The sequence below is a fragment of the Serratia marcescens genome, assembly GCF_006715005.1.
GTDB lineage: Bacteria > Pseudomonadota > Gammaproteobacteria > Enterobacterales > Enterobacteriaceae > Serratia > Serratia montpellierensis.
Genome location: NZ_VFMJ01000001.1, coordinates 1,214,109 through 1,237,411, shown reverse-complemented (window position 1 = coordinate 1,237,411; position 23,303 = coordinate 1,214,109). Strand labels below are relative to the sequence as shown.

General features: G+C 63.9%; 27 protein-coding genes. 19 read left to right on the top strand and 8 right to left on the bottom strand.

Annotated elements, in window-relative coordinates:
- Positions 1-50 precede the first annotated feature (50 nt).
- The 13 genes from paaA (at position 51) to paaY (ending at position 11,341) form a co-directional block, all read left to right on the top strand.
- On the top strand, positions 51-989 hold the full coding sequence (paaA, locus tag FHU12_RS05840) for a 1,2-phenylacetyl-CoA epoxidase subunit PaaA (protein ID WP_033647856.1): 939 nt from the start codon (positions 51-53) through the stop codon (positions 987-989).
- 21 nt (positions 990-1,010) lie between these two features.
- Positions 1,011-1,298 carry a 1,2-phenylacetyl-CoA epoxidase subunit PaaB gene (gene paaB, locus FHU12_RS05835; protein WP_141968030.1) on the top strand — a complete coding sequence of 96 codons (288 nt, stop codon included), beginning with the start codon at positions 1,011-1,013 and terminating at the stop codon, positions 1,296-1,298.
- A gap of 8 nt (positions 1,299-1,306) precedes the next feature.
- On the top strand, positions 1,307-2,065 hold the full coding sequence (gene paaC, locus FHU12_RS05830) for a 1,2-phenylacetyl-CoA epoxidase subunit PaaC (protein WP_141968028.1): 759 nt from the start codon (positions 1,307-1,309) through the stop codon (positions 2,063-2,065).
- Positions 2,066-2,074: 9 nt separating this feature from the next.
- The gene (gene paaD, locus FHU12_RS05825; RefSeq protein WP_141968026.1) at positions 2,075-2,572 is read left to right on the top strand and encodes a 1,2-phenylacetyl-CoA epoxidase subunit PaaD; all 498 of its coding nucleotides are present in this window, start codon (positions 2,075-2,077) and stop codon (positions 2,570-2,572) included.
- Positions 2,573-2,585: 13 nt separating this feature from the next.
- Positions 2,586-3,644 (top strand): 1,2-phenylacetyl-CoA epoxidase subunit PaaE, encoded by a 1,059-nt coding sequence (gene paaE, locus FHU12_RS05820; protein WP_141968024.1) that lies wholly within the window; start codon positions 2,586-2,588, stop codon positions 3,642-3,644.
- An 8-nt stretch (positions 3,645-3,652) separates the two neighbouring features.
- The gene (paaF, locus tag FHU12_RS05815) at positions 3,653-4,426 is read left to right on the top strand and encodes a 2,3-dehydroadipyl-CoA hydratase PaaF (RefSeq protein ID WP_141968022.1); all 774 of its coding nucleotides are present in this window, start codon (positions 3,653-3,655) and stop codon (positions 4,424-4,426) included.
- Between the two features lie 3 nt (positions 4,427-4,429).
- Positions 4,430-5,221, top strand: coding sequence for a 2-(1,2-epoxy-1,2-dihydrophenyl)acetyl-CoA isomerase PaaG (gene paaG / locus FHU12_RS05810; RefSeq protein ID WP_141968020.1), 792 nt, complete (start codon positions 4,430-4,432; stop codon positions 5,219-5,221).
- Positions 5,222-5,223: 2 nt separating this feature from the next.
- Positions 5,224-6,753, top strand: a complete 1,530-nt coding sequence (locus tag FHU12_RS05805) for a 3-hydroxyacyl-CoA dehydrogenase (protein ID WP_141968018.1) — start codon at positions 5,224-5,226, stop codon at positions 6,751-6,753.
- Positions 6,750-7,190, top strand: a complete 441-nt coding sequence (gene paaI, locus FHU12_RS05800; RefSeq protein WP_033635105.1) for a hydroxyphenylacetyl-CoA thioesterase PaaI — start codon at positions 6,750-6,752, stop codon at positions 7,188-7,190. Before FHU12_RS05805 ends, paaI begins: the two co-directional genes overlap by 4 nt.
- Positions 7,187-8,392, top strand: coding sequence for a 3-oxoadipyl-CoA thiolase (gene pcaF, locus FHU12_RS05795; protein ID WP_141968016.1), 1,206 nt, complete (start codon positions 7,187-7,189; stop codon positions 8,390-8,392). The genes paaI and pcaF overlap by 4 nt, the downstream gene beginning before the upstream one ends.
- 15 nt (positions 8,393-8,407) lie before the next feature.
- Complete coding sequence (gene paaK, locus FHU12_RS05790) at positions 8,408-9,715, top strand: phenylacetate--CoA ligase PaaK (RefSeq protein ID WP_141968014.1); 1,308 nt, start codon at positions 8,408-8,410, stop codon at positions 9,713-9,715.
- Positions 9,716-9,793: 78 nt separating this feature from the next.
- Complete coding sequence (gene paaX / locus FHU12_RS05785) at positions 9,794-10,732, top strand: phenylacetic acid degradation operon negative regulatory protein PaaX (RefSeq protein WP_141968012.1); 939 nt, start codon at positions 9,794-9,796, stop codon at positions 10,730-10,732.
- Positions 10,733-10,744: 12 nt separating this feature from the next.
- Entirely contained in the window at positions 10,745-11,341 is a 597-nt protein-coding gene (paaY, locus tag FHU12_RS05780) for a phenylacetic acid degradation protein PaaY (protein ID WP_110158099.1), read from the top strand.
- Positions 11,342-11,378: 37 nt separating this feature from the next.
- Here paaY and FHU12_RS05775 read toward each other — a convergent pair whose 3' ends face one another.
- The 5 genes from FHU12_RS05775 to FHU12_RS05755 form a co-directional block, all read right to left on the bottom strand.
- Positions 11,379-12,776 carry an amino acid permease gene (locus tag FHU12_RS05775; protein WP_141968010.1) on the bottom strand — a complete coding sequence of 466 codons (1,398 nt, stop codon included), beginning with the start codon at positions 12,774-12,776 and terminating at the stop codon, positions 11,379-11,381.
- Positions 12,777-12,796: 20 nt separating this feature from the next.
- The gene (locus tag FHU12_RS05770; protein ID WP_141968008.1) at positions 12,797-13,984 is read right to left on the bottom strand and encodes an amino acid aminotransferase; all 1,188 of its coding nucleotides are present in this window, start codon (positions 13,982-13,984) and stop codon (positions 12,797-12,799) included.
- Between the two features lie 58 nt (positions 13,985-14,042).
- Complete coding sequence (locus FHU12_RS05765) at positions 14,043-14,414, bottom strand: RidA family protein (RefSeq protein WP_141968006.1); 372 nt, start codon at positions 14,412-14,414, stop codon at positions 14,043-14,045.
- 1 nt (position 14,415) lies between these two features.
- A complete protein-coding gene (locus tag FHU12_RS05760; protein WP_141968004.1) occupies positions 14,416-15,213 on the bottom strand; it encodes an alpha/beta hydrolase in 798 nt (265 codons plus the stop codon).
- A gap of 147 nt (positions 15,214-15,360) precedes the next feature.
- Positions 15,361-16,272 (bottom strand): LysR family transcriptional regulator, encoded by a 912-nt coding sequence (locus tag FHU12_RS05755; RefSeq protein WP_141968002.1) that lies wholly within the window; start codon positions 16,270-16,272, stop codon positions 15,361-15,363.
- A 97-nt stretch (positions 16,273-16,369) separates the two neighbouring features.
- Between FHU12_RS05755 and FHU12_RS05750 the strand changes: the two genes are divergently transcribed.
- A complete protein-coding gene (locus FHU12_RS05750) occupies positions 16,370-16,987 on the top strand; it encodes a glutathione S-transferase (RefSeq protein ID WP_141968000.1) in 618 nt (205 codons plus the stop codon).
- Positions 16,988-16,991: 4 nt separating this feature from the next.
- Positions 16,992-17,906 (top strand): pyridoxamine 5'-phosphate oxidase family protein, encoded by a 915-nt coding sequence (locus FHU12_RS05745; RefSeq protein ID WP_141967998.1) that lies wholly within the window; start codon positions 16,992-16,994, stop codon positions 17,904-17,906.
- Between the two features lie 38 nt (positions 17,907-17,944).
- Here the strand turns inward: FHU12_RS05745 and FHU12_RS05740 are convergent, their stop codons facing one another.
- On the bottom strand, positions 17,945-18,160 hold the full coding sequence (locus FHU12_RS05740; protein ID WP_049201387.1) for a glycogen synthesis protein: 216 nt from the start codon (positions 18,158-18,160) through the stop codon (positions 17,945-17,947).
- Between the two features lie 211 nt (positions 18,161-18,371).
- On the opposite strand from FHU12_RS05740, the gene gabD reads away from it, so the two are divergent.
- The 3 genes from gabD to FHU12_RS05725 all read left to right on the top strand — a co-directional run bounded on the left by gabD (position 18,372) and on the right by FHU12_RS05725 (position 20,751).
- Complete coding sequence (gene gabD / locus FHU12_RS05735; protein WP_141967996.1) at positions 18,372-19,847, top strand: NADP-dependent succinate-semialdehyde dehydrogenase; 1,476 nt, start codon at positions 18,372-18,374, stop codon at positions 19,845-19,847.
- Positions 19,848-19,946: 99 nt separating this feature from the next.
- Entirely contained in the window at positions 19,947-20,360 is a 414-nt protein-coding gene (locus tag FHU12_RS05730; protein WP_141967994.1) for a GyrI-like domain-containing protein, read from the top strand.
- Positions 20,361-20,382: 22 nt separating this feature from the next.
- Positions 20,383-20,751 (top strand): glyoxalase superfamily protein, encoded by a 369-nt coding sequence (locus tag FHU12_RS05725; RefSeq protein WP_141972878.1) that lies wholly within the window; start codon positions 20,383-20,385, stop codon positions 20,749-20,751.
- A 6-nt stretch (positions 20,752-20,757) separates the two neighbouring features.
- Here the strand turns inward: FHU12_RS05725 and FHU12_RS05720 are convergent, their stop codons facing one another.
- A complete protein-coding gene (locus FHU12_RS05720; protein WP_025303382.1) occupies positions 20,758-21,153 on the bottom strand; it encodes a (R)-mandelonitrile lyase in 396 nt (131 codons plus the stop codon).
- Positions 21,154-21,325: 172 nt separating this feature from the next.
- Here FHU12_RS05720 and FHU12_RS05715 point away from each other — a divergent pair, with 172 nt between their 5' ends.
- Positions 21,326-22,219: a LysR family transcriptional regulator gene (locus FHU12_RS05715; protein WP_043140030.1), complete on the top strand. Its 894-nt coding sequence runs from the start codon at positions 21,326-21,328 to the stop codon at positions 22,217-22,219.
- Here FHU12_RS05715 and FHU12_RS05710 read toward each other — a convergent pair.
- The gene (locus FHU12_RS05710) at positions 22,216-23,205 is read right to left on the bottom strand and encodes an aldo/keto reductase (RefSeq protein WP_141967992.1); all 990 of its coding nucleotides are present in this window, start codon (positions 23,203-23,205) and stop codon (positions 22,216-22,218) included. The two genes, FHU12_RS05715 and FHU12_RS05710, sit on opposite strands and share 4 nt — an antisense overlap.
- Positions 23,206-23,303 lie beyond the last annotated feature (98 nt).

Below are 23,303 nucleotides of genomic sequence, written 5' to 3'. Positions count from 1 at the left end.
TTCACATTTTTGTGTTTAATGTGAAAAATACGAATCACCAAGAGGCAAGCATGACAACTGACGCACAGTATCAGCAGCATTTCGACGACAAGATCGCGGCAGACATCGCCATTGAGGCCAAAGACTGGATGCCGGACGCCTACCGTCAGAACCTGATTCGGCAGATCGGCCAACACGCCCACTCGGAAGTCATCGGCATGCTGCCGGAAGCCAACTGGCTGACACGCGCCCCCACGCTGCGGCGCAAGGCGGTGTTGCTGGCCAAGGTGCAGGACGAAGCCGGCCACGGTCTGTACCTCTACAGCGCCGCCGAGACCCTCGGCTGTTCGCGCCAGGACATCTACCAAAAGATGCTCGACGGCAAGATGAAGTACTCCTCCATCTTCAATTACCCCACGCTCAACTGGGCGGATATCGGCGTGATCGGCTGGCTGGTCGACGGCGCCGCCATCGTCAACCAGGTAGCTCTGTGCCGCGCCTCCTACGGCCCCTATGCGCGAGCAATGGTGAAAATCTGCAAAGAGGAAAGCTTCCACCAGCGCCAGGGCTACGAGGCGGTGATGGCGATGGCCAACGGCAGCGACACGCAACGCGCCATGTTGCAGGACGCTATCGATCGCTTCTGGTGGCCGGTGCTGATGATGTTCGGCCCGAGCGACGCCGACTCCCCTCACAGCGCCCAGAGCATGGCGTGGAAAATCAAACGCCACAGCAACGATGAGCTGCGGCAGAAATTCGTCGACAACACCGTGCCGCAGCTTGAGGCGCTGGGCATGACGGCGCCGGACCCGAGCCTTACCTGGGACGAGGCCGCCGGCCACTATCGCTTCGGCGAGATCGACTGGAGCGAACTGCATGAGGTGATCAAAGGGCGCGGTCAATGCAACCACGAACGCCTGCAGGCCAAACGCCGCGCCTGGGAGGACGGCGCCTGGGTACGCGACGGTGCCATGGCCCACGCCGCGAAAAACGCCGCCTCCGCCGCATAGCCAACATAAGGAACCGAAATCATGAGCCACGCTGAATGGCCGCTGTATGAAGTGTTTATCCGCAGCAAACAAGGGTTGGCGCATCGCCACGTCGGCAGCCTGCACGCCGCCGACGACCAAATGGCGCTGGAAAACGCCCGCGACGCCTACACGCGCCGCAACGAAGGCTGCTCGATCTGGGTGGTGCAATCGCGCCATCTGATCGCCTCGCAGCCGGAAGATCGCGGCGCGTTCTTCGATCCGTCCGAAGACAAGATCTATCGTCATCCGACGTTTTACACCATTCCCGACGGCATCAAGAACATGTAGAGGCGACCATGACGGTTAACGATCCGCGCATCAGCTATTTGCTCCGCCAGGGCGACACGCCTCTGATCCTCGCCCAGCGCCTGTGTGCCTGGTGCGGCCACGCGCCCGAGCTGGAAATCGATCTGGCGTTGGCCAACATCGGGCTCGATCTGCTCGGCCAGGCGCGCAACTTTCTGGGTTACGCCGCCGAACTGGCCGGGCCGCCCTGCAGCGAAGACAGCCTGGCCTTCGGGCGCGACGAGCGCCAGTTCCATAACCTGCTGCTGGCGGAACAGCCGAACGGCGGTTTCAACGACACGCTGGTGCGTCAGTTCCTGCTCGATGCCTACCACGTGCAGCTGCACCAGGCGCTGAGCCGCAGCCGCGATGCGCAGATTGCCGCCATCGCCGCCAAGTCGTTGAAGGAGGCCGATTACCACCTGCGCTTCAGCCACGGCTGGATGATCCGCCTGGGTGACGGCAATGACATCAGCCACGGCAAGATCCAACAGTCGCTGGATAACCTGTGGCGCTTCACCGCCGAACTGTTCCACGCCGACGCGCTGGAGCTGGCGTTGGCGGAGCAAGGCATCGCCGTCGATCCGCGCACGCTGCAGGCCCCCTGGTTGGCACAGGTGGAAGAGACGCTGCGGCAGGCGACGCTGGCGCTGCCCGCCGAGCAGGCGTTTCGTCACGGCGGCAAGCAAGGCCGGCACAGCGAACACCTCGGCCCGCTGCTGGCAGAGATGCAGTTCCTGCAGCGCGCCTATCCAAACGGTCAGTGGTAGGAGGCCGGGATGAACATCACTCGTTTGCAACCCGCCGAAATCCCACAGATTTGGCACTGTCTGCAGCAGATCAGCGATCCCGAGCTACCGGTGCTGTCGATCACCGATTTGGGCATGGTGCGCGACGTGGTGCGCGACGGCGCCGGCTGGCGCGTGACCTTCACCCCAACCTATTCCGGCTGCCCGGCCACCGAATTTTTGCTCAACGCCATCGAGCAGCGGCTGGCGGCCGCCGGTTTCAGCCCGGTGCAGGTGGACATTCGCCTCAGCCCGGCCTGGACCACCGACTGGATGAACGCCGACGCCCGCGAGCGGCTGCGGCAATACGGCGTAGCGCCCCCGCAGGGCCACACCTGCGATCGGCCGCACGCCCACGGCCCGGTAGCCTGTCCGCGCTGCGGCAGTACCCACAGCGAGAAGATCAGCGAGTTCGGCTCCACCGCCTGTAAAGCGCTGTACCGCTGCTGCGACTGCCGGGAACCGTTCGATTATTTCAAATGCATATAGGAGCGCTGACACCATGACGGTCTTTCATCGCCTGAACGTCGCCGCCATCGAGCGCGAAACGCCGGACGCCGTAGCCATCACCCTGCGGGTGCCCGAAGAGCTGCAAAACCAATACCGCTATACCCCCGGCCAGCACCTGACGCTCAAGGCGTTGGTCAACGGCGAAGAACTGCGGCGTTGCTACTCGATCTGCAGCTCGCCGCAGGAAGGCCTGCTGCAGATCGGCGTGAAGGCTCTCGATCAGGGGCGATTCTCCAGCTTCGTCAACCGCATGTTGAAGGTCGGCGACGCGCTGGAGGTGATGGTGCCGCAGGGGCGCTTCGGCTACCAGCCGCAGGCAGAGCGCCACGACAACTACCTGGCGATCGCCGCCGGCTCCGGCATCACGCCGATGCTGTCGATCATCAAGGCGACGCTGCTGCTCGAACCGGGCAGCAGCTTCACCCTGATCTACGGCAACCGCAACAGCCGTTCGATGATGTTCAAAGAGGCGCTGTCGGATCTGAAAAACCGCTACCCGCAGCGTTTTCAGCAGCTGTACCTGTTCAGCCAGGAAAGTCTCGACAGCCCGCTGCTCAGCGGCCGCATCGACCGTGAACGCCTGACGGCGATCGGCGGCACGCTGCTGGATTTCCGCGACTATGACCACGCCTTTATCTGCGGGCCGGAATCGATGATGGACGACGCGCAAACCGTGCTGGAACAGGCCGGCGTCCCGGCCAACCACATCCACAGTGAACGCTTCAACACCAGCGGCCTGGTCGCCCGCCCGCGCCACAGCGGCGATCGCAACGCTACCCGGGTGGCGATCCTGCTCGACGGGCGCCGGTTGGATATCGAGGTCGGCGAACAGGACGACAGCATTCTCGACGCCGCGCTGCGCCAGGGCGCCGACCTGCCCTACGCCTGCAAAGGCGGCGTCTGCGCCACCTGCAAATGCCGTCTGAAGGCCGGCCAGGTGGAGATGGGCGTCAACTACAGCCTGGAGCCGGATCAGCTGGCGGCGGGCTACGTATTGAGCTGCCAGTCGTGGCCGAAAGGCGACGGCGTGGTATTGGACTTCGACGTCTAGGAGCCGCGATGGACACCCCGTTTATTTTGCATCAACAGCAGCACCGCGTGGTTACGCTGACGCTGCACCGCCCGGAGGCGCGTAATGCCCTGAGCACGCCGTGCCTGGAACAGCTGGTTGCCCGCCTGGAGCAGGCCGACGCCGACAGCGGCGTAGGCGCCGTGGTGATCGCCGGCGCGGCGCGCTTTTTCGCCGCCGGCGCCGATCTGCACGAACTGCAACAGCAGGATCTGCCGGCCGCGCTGGCGGATCGCCGTCCGCAGCTGTGGCAGCGTCTGGCCCAGTTCAGCAAGCCGCTGCTGGCGGCGGTGAACGGTTATGCCCTGGGCGCCGGCTGCGAGCTGGCGCTGGCCTGCGACATCGTCATCGGCGGCGAAAGCGCCCGCTTCGGCCTGCCGGAGATCACCCTCGGCCTGATGCCGGGCGCCGGGGGCACCCAGCGCCTGATCCGCTGCGTCGGCAAGGCGCGCGCCAGCCAGATGGTGCTGACCGGCGAGCCCATCGACGCCCGCACCGCGCTGCAGGCCGGCCTTATCAGCGAAGTGTGCGTCGATGCCCTGACGCTGGAACGCACGCAGCAGATTGCCGATCGCATCAGCCGTCAGGCGCCGCTGGCGCTGCGCGCCGCCAAACAGGCGCTGAAACAGGCCGAGGAGATCGGCCTTAGCCAGGGACTGGCGATGGAACGCCAGCAGTTCGTCACCCTGGCCGCTACCGACGATCGCCGCGAAGGCATCGCCGCCTTTTTCGAAAAACGTACGCCAAACTATCAGGGGCGCTGATTTATGGATAACGCATTGGTTCTCAGCCATCTCGACGCCGGCGTGTTGACGCTGACCCTCAACCGACCGGATCGGCTCAACAGCTTTAACGACGAGATGCATCGCCAACTGAGCGAAGCATTGACGCAAGCCGAGCGCGACGACAGCGTGCGCAGCCTGCTGATCGCCGGCGCCGGGCGCGGTTTCTGCGCCGGGCAAGATCTCAACGATCGCAACGTCAGCGCCGACCAACAGGCGCCGGATCTCGGCCTGTCGGTCGAACGTTTCTACAATCCCCTGATCCGTCGCCTGACCGCCCTGCCAAAGCCGGTGGTGTGCGCGGTCAACGGCGTGGCGGCCGGTGCCGGTGCCGCGTTGGCCCTGGCGTGCGATATCGTCATCGCCGCCGACAACGCCAGCTTTATTCAGTCGTTCTGCCGTCTGGGGTTGGTGCCTGACTCCGGCGGCAGCTGGTTCCTGCCGCGGCTGGCCGGCCACGCCCGCGCGATGGGCATGGCCTTGCTGGGTGACAAAATCAGCGCCCAGCAGGCGCTGGAATGGGGCATGATCTGGCAGGTGGTGCCGGCGGACGAGCTGGCCGACCGCACGCAAACGCTGGCGCGCCATCTGGCCACCCAGCCGACCTACGGCCTGGGACTGATCAAGAAAGCCCTCTACAGCTCGGCCACCAACAGCCTCGATCAGCAGCTCGATCTGGAGCGCGATCTGCAGCGATTGGGCGGCCGCAGCGACGACTACCGCGAAGGCGTCAGCGCGTTCTTTGCCAAACGCACGCCAAACTTCAGCGGGAAATAGCCATGAACGCGCCCCTTCTTAACGGCCAGGTGGCGGTGATCGGCGCCGGCACCATGGGCATCGGCATCGCCCAGGTGGCCGCCGCCGCCGGCCATCCGGTGCGGCTGTTCGACATCGCGCCCGCCGCCGCCCAGCGCGCGATCGACGATCTCGCTCGCCGCCTGCGCCAGCGGGTAGACGGCGGCAAGGCCGACGCCGCGACCACCGAAGCGCTGCTGGCGCGCCTCGAACGCGCCGACTCCCTCGAGCAGCTGGCCGACTGCGCGCTGGTGATTGAAGCGGTGGCGGAAAATCTGGCCATCAAACAGGGCCTGTTCCGCGATCTGGAGGCGCTCTGCTCGCCCACGACGCTGTTCGCCAGCAATACCTCTTCGCTGTCGATCACCGCCATCGCCGGGGCACTGCAACACCCGGAACGCATGGCCGGGCTGCACTTCTTCAACCCGGCGCCGCTGATGAAGCTGGTGGAGATCGTCAGCGGTCTGGAGACCGGCGCCGAGACCCTCGCCGCGCTGCAGGCCCTGGCGCAGCGCTGGGGTAAGCAGAGCGTCGTGTGCCGCTCGACGCCGGGATTTATCGTCAACCGCGTGGCGCGGCCGTTCTATGCCGAAACCCTGCGCGCGCTGGAGGAACGGGTAGCCGACGCCGCCACGCTGGACGCGGTATTGCGCGACGCCGGCGGTTTCGCCATGGGCCCGCTGCAGTTGACCGATCTGATCGGCCAGGACGTCAATTACGCCGTGACCGAATCGGTATATCAGGCCTTCTATCAGGATCCGCGTTTCACCCCCTCACTGGTGCAGCAGGAGCTGGTGGCCGCCGGGCGCCTCGGCCGTAAATCCGGCCGCGGTTTCTACCGCTACGACGCGCCGCGATCCGCCGCCGCGATCGCCTTTGCGCTACCGGCGCAGGCCGCACTGCCACAACGCGTCACGCTGCACGGCGACTGGTCTTCGCTGGCCGATTTAGCGCAGCTGCTAAGCGAAAATGCGGGGGCGATCAAACAACCTGGCCAGACCAGCCCACACGTCACGATCGACGACGTTACACTGATGTTAACCAATGGTAAAACCGCCGGCCAACTGGCTGACGAACGTGGAACGCCCGTGGTGCTGTTCGATCTCTGTGCCGACTATGCGCGTGCCTCCGCCATCGCCATCAGCTGCGCGGCGCAAAACGATGCGCAACACAATGCCAAAGCAATACGCCTGCTGCAGTCCCTCGGCAAGCAGGTCATTCCGTTGCCGGATTACCCCGGCCTGCTGACGATGCGCACCCTGGCCATGCTGGCCAACGAAGCGCTCGACGTGGTGAACAAAGGCGTCGCCGGTGCCGAAGATACCGATCTGGCGATGCTGCGCGGCGTCAACTATCCGCGCGGCCCGCTGGCCTGGGGCGCTGCGCTCGGCTGGTCCCACATTCTGGCGACGCTGGAAAACCTGCAACGCTATTACGGCGAGGCGCGCTATCGCCCGATGCCGCTGCTGCGCCGCTATGCTTCCCCCGCCACTTTCCCAGGAGCCGAACGATGAACGCCAATACGCCGCGCGCGCTGGCTCAGCGCTGCGCCGAACAGATGTTTCAGCAAGATACCTGCGCTCAGGCGATGGGGATGCATATTGATGCCGTCGACGCCGGGTACGCTCAGGTCAGCATGACCGTCGGCCCGCAGATGCTCAACGGCCACCAGACCTGCCACGGCGGCCAGCTGTTCAGCCTGGCGGACACCGCCTTCGCCTACGCCTGCAACAGCCAGGGATTGGCGGCGGTGGCCTCCGGCTGCAGCATCGACTTCGTCCGCCCGGCGCTGGCCGGCGATCGCCTCACCGCCAGCGCGGCGGTGCGCCATCAGGGCAAAGCTACCGGGCTGTATGACGTCGAAATCGTTAATCAACGGGGCAAAACCGTCGCCTGGTTCCGCGGCCGCGCGCACCGCCTCGGCCACAGCATTTTAGGAGATCAGGCATGAATCAGGCATTTATCTGCGACGGCGTGCGTACCCCGATCGGCCGCTATGGCGGCGCGCTGGCCCAGGTGCGCGCCGACGACCTCGCCGCCCTGCCGCTGCGCGTGCTGCTGGAACGCCATCCGCAGGTCGATTGGGCGCAGCTGGACGACGTGATCCTCGGCTGCGCCAACCAGGCCGGGGAAGACAACCGCAACCTGGCGCGTATGGCGCTGCTGCTGGCCGGCGTGCCGGTCGGCGTGTCCGGCACCACGGTGAACCGCCTGTGCGGTTCGGGCCTGGATGCGCTGGCGATGGCGGCGCGCAGCATCAAAGCCGGTGACGCCGGGCTGCTGCTGGCGGGCGGCGCGGAATCGATGACCCGTGCGCCGCTGGTGATGGGCAAGGCCGACAGCGCCTTCAGCCGCCAGGCGCAGCTGTACGACACCACCCTCGGCTGGCGCTTCGTCAACCCGCGCATGCAGGCCGAGTTCGGCACCGATTCGATGCCAGAGACCGCCGAAAACGTCGCGGCGCAGTTCAATATCAGCCGCGCCGATCAGGACGCCTTTGCGCTGCGCAGCCAGCAGCGCGCCGCCCGGGCGCAGGCGCTGGGCCACCTGGCGCAGGAGATAGCCCCGGTCAGCCTCACCGGCAAAAAAGGCGCGGTGACGCTGTTCAGCCAGGATGAACACCCACGCCCCGACACCACCTTTGATCAGCTGCAGGCGCTGAAAACCCCGTTCCGTCAGCCCGGCAGCGTCACCGCCGGCAACGCCTCGGGCCTGAACGACGGTGCGGCGGCGCTGATCGTCGCCTCCGAAGCGATGGCGGTGCGCCAGGGGCTGACGCCGCGCGCGCGCATCGTTGCCACCGCCACCTGCGGCGTGGAGCCGCGACTAATGGGCATCGGCCCGCTGCCGGCCACCCGCAAGGTGCTGGAGATCGCCGGGCTGAGCCTGGCGCAGATGGACGTTATCGAACTGAACGAAGCGTTCGCCGCCCAGACGTTGGCGGTGATGCGCCAGCTTGGCCTGCCGGACGATGCCCCGCAGGTCAACCCCAACGGCGGCGCGATCGCCCTGGGGCATCCGCTGGGCATGAGCGGCGCGCGCCTGGCGCTGGCCGCCCTGTTTGAACTGGAACGGCGAGCCGGCCGCTACGCGCTTTGCACCATGTGCATCGGCGTCGGCCAGGGCATCGCCATGATCATTGAGCGTGTCTGACCCCTGAGGCTAATCATGACAATAAATCCACAGCCCCTCGAAACGATTGAATTCGCCTCGCGCGATGAGATTGAAGCGTTGCAGTTGGCGCGTCTGAAGTGGACGCTGCACCACGCCTACGACAATGTGCCGATGTACAAGCGCAAATTCGACCAGGCCGGCGTACACCCCGACGATCTTAAGCAGCTGAGCGATCTGGCGCGCTTCCCCTACACCACCAAGCAGGATCTGCGCGACAACTACCCGTTCGACACCTTCGCGGTGCCGATGGAACAGGTGGTGCGCATCCACGCCTCCTCGGGCACCACCGGCCGCCCGACGGTGGTGGGTTACACCCAGCGCGATATCGATAACTGGGCCGACATCGTCGCCCGCTGTCTGCGCGCCGGCGGCGCCACCGCCAAAGACAAGGTGCACGTCGCCTACGGCTACGGCCTGTTCACCGGCGGTCTGGGGGCGCACTACGGCGCAGAACGGCTCGGCGCGACGGTGATCCCAATGTCCGGCGGCCAGACGGAACGCCAGGCGCAGCTGATCCTCGACTTCAAACCTGACGTCATCATGGTGACGCCGTCCTATTGCCTGACGCTGATCGACGAGCTGGAGCGCAAAATGGGCGGCGACGCGCGCGGCTGCTCGCTGCGGCTCGGCGTGTTCGGCGCCGAACCCTGGACCGAAGCCCTGCGCCACGAAATCGAAACCCGCATGGGCATCAAGGCGCTGGATATTTACGGCCTGTCGGAAGTGATGGGGCCGGGCGTGGCGATGGAGTGTCTGGAAAGCGGCGGCGGCCCTACCATTTGGGAAGATCACTTCCTGCCGGAGATCATCTGCCCGGAGACCGGCATCGCCCTGCCGGACGGCGAGCACGGCGAACTGGTGTTCACCACCCTGACCAAAGAGGCGCTGCCGGTGATCCGCTACCGCACCCGCGATCTCACTCGGCTGCTGCCGGGCGACGCACGCCAGATGCGCCGCATGGGCAAGATCACCGGCCGCTCCGACGACATGCTGATCATCCGCGGCGTCAACGTCTTCCCGTCGCAGGTGGAAGAGCAGATCATGCAGTTCGAGCAGCTGTCGCCGCACTACCAGCTGCAGGTCAGCCGCAGCGGGCATCTGGACACGCTGGCGGTGCGCGTCGAGCTCAAGGAGTCGGCGCTCAGCCTCAGCCACCAGCAGCGTTGCGACATCTGCCACCAGCTGCGCCACCACATCAAATCGATCGTGGGCGTCAGCACCGACGTCAGCATCGCCAACTGCGGCGATATCCCGCGCTCAGAAGGCAAGGCGCAGCGCGTGGTCGATTTGCGGCCGCGCTGAAGCGCACGGCGTCACGGATGACGCCGCCTTAAATTATGGTAATGTTATGGCTCATCGAAGGCTAACCCATGGAAAAATATGGAACATAAACTGGATGAGTTCATTCGCCATGCCGTCGACGCGCAGCCGATCAGCGGTACCTCGCTGATCATTTCGCTGTACGGCGACGCGCTCAGCCATCGCGGCGGCGAAGTGTGGCTCGGCAGCCTGAGCGCGCTGCTGGAGGCCTTCGGTTTCGGCGATCGCTTCGTGCGCACCTCGGTGTTCCGCCTGCAGAAAGAGGGTTGGCTGGCGGTGGAGAAAATAGGCCGCCGCAGCTTCTACCGCGTGACCGAGCAGGGAATGCGCCAGTTCCGCCACGCCGAGTCGAAAATCTATCTGCGCGAGCAGCCCGCCTGGGACGGCAAGTGGGAGCTGTTGCTGCTGGAAAGCGCCGAAAAAAACGCGCGCGCACGGCTGAAAAAAGAGCTGGGCTGGCTCGGGTTCGGGCAGATCGCCAACAACCTGATGGCCGCCCCCACCCATGCACAAACCGACGTGACGGCGCTGCTCGGCGAACTGAACGCCAGCGAGCAGGTGATCTACTTTCGCGCCGATTACCCCTACAATCGCTCCGAGCAAACCCTGCAAAAATTGGTGGCCGACTGCTGGTCGCTAAGCGACGTGGCGGCCGGCTATCACGAGTTTATCGTCTCCTTCCGGCCGCTGATGGCGCTGCTGCGCGAAGTTGACCCGGCGGCGCTGACGCCGCTGCGCGGTTTCCAGATTAAGCTATTATTGATTCACTTCTTCCGTCGCGTGGTGTTGAAAGATCCGCTGCTGCCGGACGCGCTGCTGCCCGCGCAGTGGGAGGGCCAGATCGCCCGCAACCTGTGCATCAATCTTTATCAGCAGGTCGATCGCGCCGCGACGGAGTACGTCAGCGCGCTGGCGGAGACCACCATCGGCGCCCTGCCCGCACCGGCCGCCGGCTACTATCGGCGCTTCGGCGGCCTGCCGCGCGACCCTACATTTTAAGGAACTCACGCTATGCCTGTGTATCAGATTGACGGCCTGACGCCGGTCGTCGACCCCAGCAGTTACGTGCACCCGACGGCGGTGCTGATCGGCGACGTGATCGTCGGCAAGCAGGTGTATATCGGCCCGAATGCCAGCCTGCGCGGCGATTTTGGCCGCCTGGTGATCTGCGACGGCGCCAACATTCAGGACAACTGCGTGATGCACGGCTTCCCGCAGCAGGACACGGTGGTGGAAGAAGACGGCCATATCGGCCACGGCGCCATCCTGCACGGCTGCCGCATTCGCCGCAACGCGATGGTGGGCATGAACGCAGTGGTGATGGACGGTGCGGAGATCGGCGAAAACACCATCGTCGGCGCGATGGCGTTCGTCAAAGCCGCGGCGGTGATCGAAGCCAACAAGCTGGTGGTCGGCAGCCCGGCGCGCGTGCTGCGCGATCTGACCGAACAGGAATTGGCCTGGAAGATCGCCGGCACCCGCGAGTATCAGGATCTGGTACAGCGCTGCAAATCCTCGCTGCACGAAGTGGCGCCGCTAACCGAAATCGAACCGGGCCGCCAGCGCCTGAGCTTCGGCGACCACCTGATCCCAAAAAGCCAGCTGTAATCCCCGGGGCTGAGGCACGCCTCAGCCCCTTCCCTTATTACTCCGCCTCCGGCGCCTTGAACGGCGACGGCGCAGCCGCGCGGCGGCTCTGGCAGTGATAAGCCACCACCAGCAGCAAGGTGAACGGAATACCGAACCACAGCGTCATGCGGAAGAATTCGGTAAACGCCGTCGAGATCATCAGCGCCGCCATCAGCCCGGCGCCCAGCAAGGTGGTATAGGGGAACCCCCACATGCGGAATTTCAGGTGGGTCTGCCGGTGCCGGCGGCGGAAGAACAGATGGGTGACGAAAATCATCAGCCAGGTAAAGCAGGCGCCATACACCGAGATAGACATCATGGCGGCGAACGACGTTTCCGGCGCCACCAGACTCAGCACGATAGACACCACGATACCGATGCACGACATCGCCAACGCATTGACCGGAATGCCGCGCCGGCTGACGCGCCCCAATGCCGCCGGCGCCTGCCCGGCACGCGACAGCGAGAACATCATGCGGGTGGTGATGTACAGCTGGCTGTTCATCGCCGACAGCGCCGCCACCAGCACGATAAAGTTGAAAATACCGGCGGCGGCGGGCAGATGAATCACGTTCATCGCCATCAGGAACGGGCTTTCGCCGGTGCCGGACTGGCGCCAGGGCACGATGGCCAGCATCAGGGCGATCGACAGCATGTAGAAGATGAACAGCCGCACGATGGTGCCCTTGAACGCTGCCTTCACCGCAATCACCGGATTTTTCGCCTCGCCGGCGGCCACCGCGATCATTTCAATGCTCAGATAGCTGAAGATGGACACGATCACCGCGAACCACATGCCCTTGACGCCAAACGGCATGAAGCCGCCGGCGGTCAGGTTGCGCAAGCCGTAGGCCGGGTTGCCCGAGAACGCCAGAATGCCGATGCCGATCAGAATAAACGCCACGATCGCCGTCACTTTGACGGTGGACAGCGCGTATTCCACCTGGCCGAACGACTTCACGCCGATCACGTTGACCACGATCACCGCCGCCGAGAACAGCAGCACCCACGGCCAGGTCGGCGTCGCCGGGAACCAGAACTGCATGTACATGCCGATGGCGGTAACTTCGGTGCCCACCGCCAGCACCACGCAAGACCAGTAGGAATAACGCACCAGAAAACCGAATAGCGGGCCGAGATAGAATTCGGCGTAGTCGCCGAACGAGCCGGGCGTCGGGTGTTCGGAGGTCATTTCCGCCAGGCTGCCCATCAACAACAGCGCAATAACGCCGCCGATCAGGTAGCTCAGCAATACCGACGGCCCCGCCATCTGAATGGCGTAGGCGCTGCCGAGAAACAGCCCGGTGCCGATGGCGCCGCCGATCGCCAGCATCGACATCTGCCCGGCGGTAAGATGCTTGTTCAACCCGCCCTGGCGGCGGGCGATATGCTCAAAATCATTCATCTGTGGCATGGCGGTGTTCCCGAGCGAAGTTAGGCGGTACGGGTGACGTCGAGAATGGCGGCGGTCACATAGTCGATATTGCCGGGGTTGAGCCCCGGCAGACACATGCGGCCGGGCGCCACCAGATAGATGGCGTAGCGTTGCCGCAGGGTCTGCAGCTGCGCTTCGTTCAGGCCGGTATAGCTGAACATGCCACGCTGATCGCGTATGCGCCGGTGATCCAGCGAAGAGCCGCCCTGCGCCAGGCCGGCAGCCAGCTGCTCACGCATCTGCTTGATGCGCACGCGCATTTCCGCCAGCTCATTGCGCCAACGTTCACCCAGTTCGGCGTCGCCGAGCAGGGTTTCCACGATCTGGCTGCCGTGCGTCGGCGGGCAGGAGTAGCTGCGGCGGATCAGCGTTTTTAACGCGCCTTTGACGTTGGCGGCGTTTTGCGCATCGGCGCAGCGCACCGACAGCGCGCCCAGCCGCTGGCCGTACAGCGCCACGTTTTTGGAAAACGAGTTGCAGACCAAAAACGGCAGATCGGTTTTCAGCGCTTCACGCAACGCAAAGCAGTCCTCCTCCAGCCCATCGCCGAAGCCCTGATAGGCGATATCGAACAGCGGCAGCAGCTTACGCCGCTGCAGCACGGCGAGCGTGGCGCGCCACTGCTCCGGCGTCAGGTCGGTGCCGGTCGGGTTATGACAGCAAGGATGCAACAGGACTACGCTGCCGGGCGGCAGGCTGTCCAGCGCGTCGAGCATGGCGGCGAAACGCAGGCCGCCCGCCGTTTCGTCAAAGTAGGGATAGGTATTCACCCGCAGCCCGGCGCCTTCGAAAATCGCCCAGTGATTGGCCCAGGTGGGATCGGACACCCAAATGTCACCGCGCGCCAGGAAGTGGCGCAAAAAATCCGCCGCCAGCTTCAGCGCGCCGGAGCCGCCGACGGTCTGCACCGTGGCGATCTCGGCCGCCTGTTGCTCGCCGAACAGCAGCGCCTGCACCTGGCGAGCGAACTGCGGCGAACCTTCGATCGGCGGATAACCGTGCGGGCGACGCAGCGCCAGCAACCGCTGCTCGGCGGCCTCGACCGCCTGCATCAGCGGAATATTTCCCTGCCGGTCGTAATACAGACCGATGCCTAAATTCACTTTCTGCGGATTGGGGTCCTGCAAATAAGCTTCCATCAGCGACATAATAGGATCGGCCGCGGAAGGTGCAATCTGTTTAAACATGACGCATCCTTAACTCGTTATTGAATTAATATAAAGACGAACTTAAGAAGAAATTAAATCAAGCGATGGCGCTGACGGTAATTTCTATTTTCATTCCCGGCACCACCAATTTTTCGACAATAACCGTGGAGCGGTTGGGATAAGGATAATTAAAGTATTTCCGGTAAATCTCATCGAGACATTTAACGTCGTTGACGTCGGTAAGATACACGATCACCTGCAGCACCTTATCGCTGTGGCTGCCCGCCGCCTTCAACGTCTGCGCCAGGTTATCGAAGGTTAACGCAATCTGTCGCTCCGGCGCGCCGGTCTCGATGCTGCCGTCCGCCCGCACCGGGCCGTGGGCGGTAAACAGCATACCGCCGCCCCGGGTGGCCCAGGAAAAAGGCTGGCCGATGTCCGGCAGCCCGGTCTCTACGATCTCGCGCATGTCAGTGGTTTCCGTGGTGGTCAAGTTGGCGAAGCAGCGCGCCGTCGGCGGCGAACAACGCATCCAGAATGGTGAAATGATTGGCGCCGGGCACCGCGACCAGTTCTGCAGACAACCCGCGTTGGCGGAGCGCCGCGTGATAGTGTTGCGACTGGCCGATCAGCTCCGGCAGCTCCAATGCGCCGTAATACAGCGTGAGCGGCTTGCCGCGCACCGGGGGCCGGCGCGCCGGGCTTAGCGTTTCAATCTGCCGCGCGGTCAGCTGCAGCGCCCGATTGACATAGCTTTCTTGCAGCGGCGCCAGTTCGAACAGGCCGCTGATGGGAAAGACCGCATCCACCAGCGCATGCTGCTGCCAAAATGCCGCCAGATGGCCGCCGGCGGAATGGCCACACAGATGCACCGGATGGGCATAGTGCAGCGGCAGACGGCGCTGAATGGCATCAAGCGCCGCCCCCACCTGGCGGCAAATAGCGTCAAGATTAACCGCCGGTGCCAGCGCATATTCCACCAGCACCACGTCAAAACCCAACGCCAACGGCCCGGCGGCGATAAAGGCGAAATCCGCCTTATCGCAAAATTGCCAATAGCCGCCGTGAATAAAAATTAACGTCCCCTGGTGCTGCTTTGCAGAATAGAGCCAATCCAATGTTTCGCGTTCACTTTCGCCATACGCAATATTCTTTTCATGTTTTACCTGATAATAAATAGCCGCGCTGCGGGTTTGGAATGAAGCCAAAATAGCGTCTTCATTATCCACCGTAGCGCCATTATCATAACTCCCCGCAAGTTGTTTCATATATTAAACTTCGTTTATTATTTAAGATATGAATTAACTATTAGCACCGGTAACATTATTGTCAAGACGGGCGCATCAGCAATGCGCGTCCGGTAAAATAAAATAACGCCGGCGGCGAAAAAGTTTAGCCCATGAAACTTTTTGCGCTTATTTCCCCCGCTCGTTCGGCTGAATTTGCGGCAATGCGCTGAGCCGTTCAAACGCATAATCCCAGAAGGCGCGCACCTTCAGCGGCATGCGCTGCGCCTGCTGCGCCACCAGCTGTACCGGCATCGGCAACGGCTCATGATCCACCAGCAGCCGCACCAGCGTACCGGCGGCCAAATCGTCCGCCACCTGATACGAGAGCAGGCGGGCGATGCCTTTGCCGGCGCGCACCGCCAGCAGTTGCGCTTCCACGTCGTTGAGCAACAGCCGGGGGGCCAATCGCACCCGCTCGCCGTTTTCCTGCGGGCCGAAGCGCCATTCGCGCAGCGACGGCCGCTGGGTGCCAACGATGGTGGCATGCTCCGCCAGCTGCGCCGGTGAGCGCGGTTCCCCCCAACGCGCCAGATAATCCGGGCTGGCGACCGTCACCCGGCTGACCTGCCCCAACCGCCGCGCCACGCGCGAAGAGTCCTGCAGATGACCGATGCGCACCGCGATATCCAATCCTTCGTCAATCAGATCGAGATTGCGATCGTTCAACACCATTTCGATCTGCATCTGCGGGTAGTCATCGAGAAACGCCGTCACCACCGGCGCCACGTAACGGCGACCGAACTGCACCGGCGAAGTGACGCGCAGCAAGCCGCTCAGCTGCGCTTCGGCGGTATCCTGCACCACCGCCTGATAATCCTGCAGCAGCTGTTGCGCGCGCTCCAGCAGCCGCACGCCCGCCTCGGTAGGCGCCAGCCGCCGGGTGGTACGTTCCACCAGCCGGGTGCCGAAACGCTGTTCCAGCGCGGCGATCGCCCGGGTGATCGCCGGCGCCGAACGCCGCAGTTTGCGCCCGGCGGCAGCCAGGCTGCCCTGCTGCACCACCGCCACGAAGATGGCCAACTCGTCTAACCGATCCATAGACTCTTCCGATAAGTGAAATTATCAATTTCCACATTGCCGGATTCCGCTCATTCACCGCAAGAGTATCCTGAAAAAAACACTGAGGAGAAACGCCATGTCCACCATCACCCTCTACGGCACCCCGCTTTCCGGCCACGTTCACCGCGTGGCCTTGCTGCTGCGCATGCTGGCGCTGCCCTATGAATGGGTAGAGGCCTCGGCAGACGTGCGGCAGAGCGCGGCCTTTCGCCGGCTCAACCCGTTCGGCCAGATCCCGGTCTTGCAGGACGGCGATCTGACGCTGGCCGACAGCAACGCCATACTGGTCTATCTGGTGAAACGCTACGCGCCGGACAGCCACTGGCTGCCGGAACAGCCGGCGGCGGCGGCGCAGGTGCAGGCCTGGCTTTCCAAAGCCGCCGGCGAAGTCCGCTACGGCCCGGCCTCCTGCCGATTGATCGCCCAGTTCGCGGTGCCGGAGGATTACCAGGCGGCGCGGGCAATCAGCGATCGTTTTCTGCCGCAGATGGAGCAGCACCTGAGCGAGCGCGGCTACCTGGCCGGCGAACAGGCGACCATCGCCGATCTGGCCTGCTACAGCTATGTGGCGGTCGCAGGCGAAGGCGGCATTTCGCTGGCGCCTTACCCCGCGATACGGCGCTGGGTGGCGCGCATCGCGGCGCTTCCCGGCTTCTTCGCCATGCCGGCCCTGCCGGAACCGGCGGCGAGCTGACGCCATGATCCCGCAACGGTTCCACCCCGATGAGCTGCGCGCGCAGACGCTGGCCGGATTCGATCGCGTGGGCGGCGGCATCTACCCCGCGATGCCGGATCAGCACCGCGCGTTTTTCGCCGCGCTGCCCTACCTGTTCGTCGCTACGCTGGACGACCAGGGCTGGCCCATCGCTACCCTGTTCAGCGGCCCGCCCGGATTTTTACGCACGCCGGACGACACGCACCTGCGCATCAGCGCGCCGCGCCGCAGCGACGATCCCGCCCAGGCGCTGTTGCTGCCCGGCAAACCGGTCGGCGCGCTCGGGCTCGACTTCAGCAACCGGCGGCGTAACCGCGCCAACGGCACCGTCGGCCGCACCGATAAAAACCGGGTGGAGATCGTCGTTCACCAAAGCTTCGGCAACTGCCCGCAGTACATTCAGCGCCGCGAACTCTACCCGGTGGAGAGCCGGCCACAGCCGGTTGTGCATTTAACGTCGCTCGATGCGGCGGCGCAGGCGCTGATCCGCACCGCGGACACCAGCTTCGTCGCAAGCGGCGCGCACCTGGCACTGGCGCAGGGCGGCGTCGATATTTCCCATCGCGGCGGGCGCCCCGGCTTTATCCATCTGGAAGGCGACACGCTGTGGATGCCGGACTTTCGCGGCAACCGCTATATGAATACGTTGGGCAACCTGCTGGCCGAACCGCGGGCGGCGCTGCTGTTCATCGATTTCGAGCGCGGTGACGTACTGCATCTGCAAGGAAAAACGCAGATCCTCTGGCAGGCGGAAGGGAATCCCGGCGTTGAAGGGGCGGAACGTTATTGGCGGTTTGACGTTCACCGCGCCTGGCGCTTTGCGGCGGCGTTGCCGTGGCGGGGACGCGATCTGGAGTATTCGCCGGCGACGCTGGCGACCGGAGTGTGGCGCCGCTGAAATGAAAAGCCCCGCTGCGGCGGGGCTGAATCGGGAAATTACAGGCTGTGTTCGGCCGCCGCTGCGGCCTGATAAAGCTGACGAAAATAACTCAACCGCGCAAAGAACAGGCGGCTTTGCTGCTCCGACATATTGCCGGCCACCTGCCCGGCGTCAATCTGCCGCCCTTGCCATTCCATCAAGGCGATGCTCGACGCCAAAAAATCCATTTCGCTGCCGTAAGCCGCGAGATGTCTGTCCACTGATTTCATCATTCGCACACTCCTTTTAATCACATCGAAAAGGGTCATATGCCTGCTCTTTCAGTATCGGCCCGCCGGCGGATGTTTTTTGTACAGAAGGTGCGCATGAAGAAAACGCTCATCTTGTCGCCACGGTGGCAAACGGCGGCGGCAAAGTTTGCTAGGGTAAAGGGTAGCCGTATGGGATAGACCATTCTGTTGAACTCAGCAAAGGAAGAGACCAATGAGCACCAGCATCAGCGCTACCCTCAAGGATCCCACGCTGTTCCGCGAGGCCAATTACATCGACGGGCAATGGTTGCCGGCCAAAGCAGGCCACGCGATCGCCATTCATAACCCCGCCAACGGTGAGCTGGTCGGCCATGTGCCGGCCTTCGGCGCCGAAGAAACCGCGCGCGCCATCGCCGCCGCCAAAAAAGCGCTGCCCGCCTGGCGGGCGCTGACCGCCAAAGAGCGCGCAGGCAAACTGCGGCGGCTGTTTGAGCTGATTATGGAAAATCAGGAGGATCTGGCGCGCATCATGACGGCGGAACAGGGTAAACCGCTGGCCGAAAGCCGCGGTGAAATCGCCTATGCCGCCTCCTTTATCGAATGGTTCGCCGAGGAAGGCAAGCGGGTCTACGGCGACACCATTCCGCAGCCCCAGGCCGGTCGCCGCATCATCGTGCAGAAAGAGCCGATCGGCGTGTTCGCCGCCATCACCCCGTGGAACTTCCCGGCGGCGATGATCACCCGCAAAGCCGGCCCCGGCTGGGCGGCGGGTTGCACCGGGGTGATCCGCCCCGCCAGCCAGACCCCGTTCTCGGCGCTGGCGATCGCCGTGTTGGCAGAGCGCGCCGGGCTGCCCGCCGGGGTGTGCAACGTGATAACAGGCCCCAGCAAAGGCATCGGCGGCGAACTCACCGCCAACCCGGATGTGCGTAAACTCTCCTTCACCGGCAGCACCGAAGTCGGCGCGCAGCTGCTGGCCCAGTGTGCGCCCACCATCAAGAAAACCAGCATGGAGTTGGGCGGCAACGCGCCGTTTATCGTCTTCGACGACGCCGATCTGGACGCCGCCGTGGCCGGCGCGGTCGCCTCGAAATACCGCAACGCCGGCCAGACCTGTGTCTGCACCAACCGTTTTCTGGTGCAGGACGGCGTGTACGACGCCTTCGCTGCCAAGCTGAAAGCCGCCGTCGCCAAGCTGAAAGTCGGCAACGGCCTGGATGACGGCGTCACCATCGGCCCGTTGATTAACCCGGACGCGGTGGAGAAAGTGCGCGAGCATATCGCCGACGCCGTCGAGCACGGCGCCTCGGTGCTGCTGGGCGGCAAGCCTGACGCGCTGGGCGGCAATTTCTTCACCCCGACCATCCTGACCGATGTGCCGCGCACGGCGAAAATCTTCCGTGAGGAGACGTTCGGCCCGGTGGCGCCCCTGATCCGCTTCAGCCAGGAGGCCGACGCCGTCGAACTGGCCAACGACACGCCGTTCGGCCTGGCCGCTTACTTCTACAGCCGCGACATCGGCCGGGTGATGCGCGTGGCCGAAGCGCTGGAGTACGGCATTGTCGGCATCAACGAAGGGCTGATTTCCACCGAGGTGGCGCCGTTCGGCGGCATGAAGCACTCCGGTTTGGGCCGCGAAGGCTCAAAATACGGCATCGAGGACTATCTCGAAATCAAATACCTGTGCCTCGGCGGTTTGGGCGCCTGATGTGAGGGGCCTCCGCGCCTGCGGGGGCCCTGTCTGGCGGTTTTGGGGAGCCTTTGCTACCTTTAGGCATCTTTTCAGCGGTTAAAAGGAATTGCCTCTATGCAGCCCCTCTCGGTACACCTGCCCGGTTTTTACGTCGCCGGCCAGACAATCAGAACCACCAATCAGGACGAAACCCGGCCCGAGACGGCTAAAATCCCGGCGTTGTGGTCAGACTTTTTCGCCACCTCGCCCGCCATGCCGGTTTACGGGGTCTACTCCAACTACGCCTCCGATGCCAGCGGGCCGTTTTATGTCACCGCCGGCAGTGAGGCACAGAGCGGTTTGCACATCCAACCTGGCCGCTATCTGGTGTTCCAGGCCCGAGGCGCCATGCCGGCGGCGGTCATCGAAGGCTGGCAAGCCATCTGGGCCTACTTCGAGCAGCACCCGGAAATCGAACGTCGCTTCCTGACCGACTTCGAAGCCTATACCGGCCCCGACGCGGTCGATATCCATATCGGCTGCCGCTAACGCGACAGTGAGGTCAACAATGATGACGCTCTCCCCCGCTATTCCGATTCTGCGTATCTTTTCAGTCGACAAGGCCAAAGAGTTTTATCTGGATTTTCTCGGTTTCACGCTGGCGTGGGAGCACCGTTTCAGCGAAGACCTGCCGCTGTACATGCAGGTGACCCGCGCCGGGCTGACGCTGCACCTGAGCGAACACTACGGCGACAGCACGCCCGGCGCCGCCATTTTCATTCCGGTGCACGATATCGACGCGCTGCACCGGGAGCTCACGGCTAAAAACTACCGCTATGCCCGGCCGGGGCTGGAGGTTGTCGACTGGGGCAAAGAACTCAACCTGACCGATCCGTTCGGCAACCGGCTGCGGTTTTGCGAACAGAGCCCCCCGGCCTGATCGGCGTTATGGCCGGTATTCCGCCTCGCTGACCGGCTCCAGCCAGGTCACCGGGCTGCCGTCCACCGCTTCGGCGATGGCGATATGGGTCATGGCGGTGTCCGGCGTCGCACCGTGCCAGTGTTTGACGTCGGCCGGTATCCAAACGATATCGCCGGGATGCATCTCCTGCGTCTTCTCGCCCCACATCTGGATCCACCCGCGCCCCTGAGTGACGATCAGCGTCTGGCCGAGCGGATGCGTATGCCATGCCGTGCGGGCGCCGGGTTCGAAGGTGACGGTCGCGCCGCCCACCCTGGCCGGCGCGTCACCTGCGAAGGGGGCATCGATGCGTACCTGCCCGGTAAAGTAATCCGCCGAACCGCGCTGTGATGGGATAGAACCGCTGCGTTGTATTTTCATCTGTCGTGTCCTCCACGTCGGCTTTCCAACCTACGCTGATAGTTATGAGTCAGTGATGCCAAGATAGCGCCGTGTTTTTCCGGCGACTAGCGGGTAAAATGCGCAAGGAGCTATGAGCTCAATTCATAAATCTACGCGCGACAGCGCCCCAACCTTGCTCTCCGGTGCCGGTATGTTGAAAGAAAACTTTAACGATCTGATCGCTTTCCTGATGGTCGCCAGGGAACGCAGCTTCACCAAAGCGGCGGCGCAGCTTGGCGTTTCCCAATCGGCACTCAGCCACGCTATTCGCGGCCTGGAAGAACGCCTGGCGCTGCGTTTGCTCACGCGCACCACTCGCAGCGTCGCCCCCACCGAGGCCGGTGAGCGGCTGCTCAACAGCATTGGCCCGCGCTTGGCGGAGATTGAAAGCGAGCTGAACGCGCTGGGTGAAATGCGCGATCGGCCCGCCGGCAACATCCGCATCACCGCCGGCGAACACGCGGTGGATGCGGTACTGTGGCCGGTGCTGCGCACTTTTCTCGTCGATTACCCGGATATCAACGTGGAAATCACCGTCGACAACAGCCTGACCGACATCGTCGCCGGGCGATTCGACGCCGGAATCCGCCTGGGGGAACAGGTGGCGAAGGACATGGTCGCGGTGCGCATCGGGCCGGATATGCGCATGGTGCCCGTCGCCTCCCCTGACTATTTCGCCCGTTACGGCCTCCCCGCTACGCCGCAAGCGCTGCAAAACCATCGCTGCATCAACATGCGCCTGCCCACCCTCGGCGGGCTGTACGCCTGGGAATTTGCCCGCGATGGCCGGGAGATTAAAGTGCGGGTGGAGGGGCAACTGACCTTCAACAGCCTGCGCCAGCGAATCGACGCCGCGCAGCTCGGCCTCGGCATCGCCTTTGTGCCGGAAGATACCGTCGCCGAGCCGCTGGCCGACGGTCGGTTGCTGATGGCGCTGGACGACTGGTGCCCGCCGTTTCCCGGTTATTACCTCTATTATCCAAGCCGCAGGCAACACACTACCGCCTTTGCGCTGCTGATTGAGGCGCTGCGACGCGGGGCTTAACGCCCGACGTTCTTCTGCAGATGCGCCGGGTAACGATCGCCGATCACGTCGATAGCGGAGAGCGTACGCTCGATCTCGCCCAGTTCGTCCGCCGCCAACACCACCGACGCCGCCGCAAGGTTTTCTTCCAGCCGGTGACGCTTGGTAGTTCCCGGGATCGGCACGATCCACGGCTGCTGGGCCAGCAGCCAGGCCAGGGCGATCTGCGCCGGCGTCACGCCTTTGCGCTGCGCTATCTGCCCCAGCACGCTCACCAGCGCCTGATTGGCCCGGCGCGCTTCGGCGCTGAAGCGCGGCACCACGTTGCGAAAATCGCCGCTGTCAAAGGTGGTGTCCTCGGTAATGGCACCGGTGAGAAAGCCCTTGCCGAGCGGGCTGAACGGCACCAGACCGATGCCCAGCTCTGCCAGCGTCGGCAAGATTTCACGCTCCGGCTCGCGCCACCACAGCGAATATTCGCTTTGCAGCGCCGTGACCGGCTGCACCGCGTGAGCTCGCCGAATGGTTTGCGCACCGGCTTCCGACAGGCCGAAATACTTCACTTTCCCTTCGCGAATCAGTTGCTGCACCGTACCGGCCACCTCCTCGATAGGCACCTCAGGATCGACACGGTGCTGATACAGCAAATCGATCGTCTCTATCCGCAGGCGCTTCAACGAGCCTTCCACCGCCTGGCGAATATGCTCCGGACGGCTGTTCAACACCTGCTGCCCCGCCGGCTGCGGCAGATCGAAACCGAACTTGGTGGCGATGACGACCCGATCGCGCACCGGCGCCAGCGCTTCGCCCAACAATTCCTCGTTCGTGAATGGACCATAAATCTCGGCGGTATCGAAGAACGTCACGCCCTCGTCAACCGCGGCGCGGATCAGATCGACCGCCTGCCGTTTGTCGGTGGCCGGGCCGTAGCCAAAGCTCAGTCCCATACAGCCCAACCCCAACGCCGAGACTTCCAGCCCTTCGCGCCCCAACTTGCGTGTTTGCATCTTCACTCCCCCACTGATTGATACCGGCCCCGCCTGACGCGGAGCCGTTCCGGTGTGATGACTGTAAAACGCGACTGCCGCCATGACTATGGGGCGAA